Annotated in this window: 1 protein-coding gene; it reads left to right on the top strand. The window is 74.2% G+C overall.

Annotated features, from left to right (window positions below; all coding sequences use genetic code 11):
* Positions 1-646: 646 nt before the first annotated feature.
* Positions 647-1979, top strand: a 1333-nt coding sequence (locus AOK16_RS17115; protein ID WP_420865386.1) for a PAS domain-containing protein, incomplete at its 3' end; no start/stop codon positions are given.

The raw sequence follows: 1979 nt of genomic DNA, 5'->3' as shown, positions 1-1979 counted from the left end.
GGCTGGGGTCTGGGGACGGAGTCCCCAGGTTTTCTCCGCCGCGACGGTGAGTAATCGGTACGCGGCAGCCCGGCGGTGCCGAGTGGCCAGGGCCTCGTCGTGGAGGGGTTTGGGGGCGGAGTCCCGTGGGTTCTTCGGCGGGCCGGGCCGCGTGGCTGGGTTCTGGGGTCTGGGGACGGAGTCCCCAGGTTTCTCCGCCGCGACGGTGAGCAATCGGTACGCGGCAGCCCGGCGGTGCCGAACAGCCAGAACCCTCCCAGGGACGGGCGAGGGTCCGCTGACACAGTGCGACCCGCGAGCCACTTCCCCCGGCGCCGAGAGGCGCAAGGGGGCCGGTTCGGACGTGGACCGGCGGCTCGCGGGTCGGGTGACTGCTGAGATTGGGCCGGCTGCGCGGGTTCTTCCCGCGCTGGTCCGGCGGTGCGCAGAGCGCGACGACGGGCCGCTAGCCCGCAGTCACCTCACGCGTCCGGATTTCATACATCTGCCGAACCACCTCCCTTCTCGTGTGCACCACACGCTAGGTACGCCCCCGCCCGATCTCAACCCTTTTTCGGGAACCCGGTGTGGCCCGCGTCACGTTCCAGTTAAATGCCCACGTGCAGTACGGCTCCGTGTGCGGCCGACGTCCATCAGGAGGCGCCAGGTGACCACGCCGACCCATCCGGCCGACGACCGAGACCACCGGGACCAGCGAGACACGCGAGACGTACGCGACACAGGCGACACACGAGACGTACGGGATGCCGGGGCGACCGCCCGAACCCACCGAGAGCACGCCGATCTGCTCGCCGCCCTCCTGGACGGTATGGACGCCGCGCTCTGCGCGTTCGACGCCGACGGCGTCGTCACCCACTGGAACCGCGAGGCCGAGCGCATCCTCGGCTGGACCGCGGGGGAGGCCGTCGGCCGGCGCGGCTTCGCCGGCTGGGCGATCCGCACCGCCGACGCCGACGACGTGCAGGCCCGCCTGATGGCCGCGATGACCACCACCGGCCGCCAGGTCGACGAGTTCGCGCTGCTCACGAAGGACGGCGGCCGGGTGCTCGTACGTACCCAGTCCGCGGGCGTACGCGGTGCCGGCGGCCGACCGGCGGGCGTCTACTGCGCCTTCACCGAGGTGCACGCCCAGATCGGGCTGGAGCGCTCGATCGCGCTCAGCGAGGCGCTGCTGGAGGAGGCGGCCTGGGGGGTGGTACTCGTGGACGCCGATCTGCGCCCGGCGGTCGCCAACGAGTACGCGGCGCGCGCCCTGTACCCCGGGCGTACGGCGGTCCTCGGGCGCCCTCTCGGTGAGCTGCTGTCGCACGGGGCGGAGGAGTTGGAGGCCGCGTTCGAGCACGTACTGGCGGAGGGGGCGCCGCCCGCGCCGACGGACGTGTGGGTGGCTCTGCGCCCGGCGGGCGGCGTCGACCACAACGGCGCCGACCATGCGGAGCCGGAGCGGCGCTGCTGGCGCAGCGGCTTCGTACGGCTCGCCTCACCGCTCGCGGAGGAGCCGGTTCCGCTGGGGGTGGGCTGGTTCTTCCGGGATGTCACGCGGGAGAAGCGGGCGGAGCGGGCGGGGTCGACGGCGCGCTTCCGCGCGAACCAGCTGCACCGTGCGGGGCGGGCCGCGGCGGACTGCGAGGACCCGCTGGAGGCGGCGACGGTCTTCCTGGACTTCGCCTTGCCGGGGTTCGCGGACCACGCGCTCCTGGATCTGGTGGCGGGGGACGCCCCGCCGACCCCGGAGACCTCGGACGCCCCGAGCCGCCTGGTCCGTGCGGCCGCGACCCCGACGGGCCCCGGCGGCCCGTGCTCCCCGATCGCCCCGGCGAGCGTCCCCGTCCGCTACGCCGACGGCCACCCGGCCCTCCAGGCGGTCGACCGCTCCCGCTCGGTCCGAGCGACGGCGCTGGTGACCTCGTCGGCAACGACACCCCCGACGGTGACCGCGACGGCGGGGGAGACAGCCGAGGATCCGGCGGACCGGGCGG

The organism is Streptomyces pathocidini (assembly GCF_001418495.1).
GTDB lineage: Bacteria > Actinomycetota > Actinomycetes > Streptomycetales > Streptomycetaceae > Streptomyces > Streptomyces pathocidini.
Note: the sequence above shows the minus strand (reverse complement) of the source record. Positions and strands in the feature narration are given on the sequence as shown.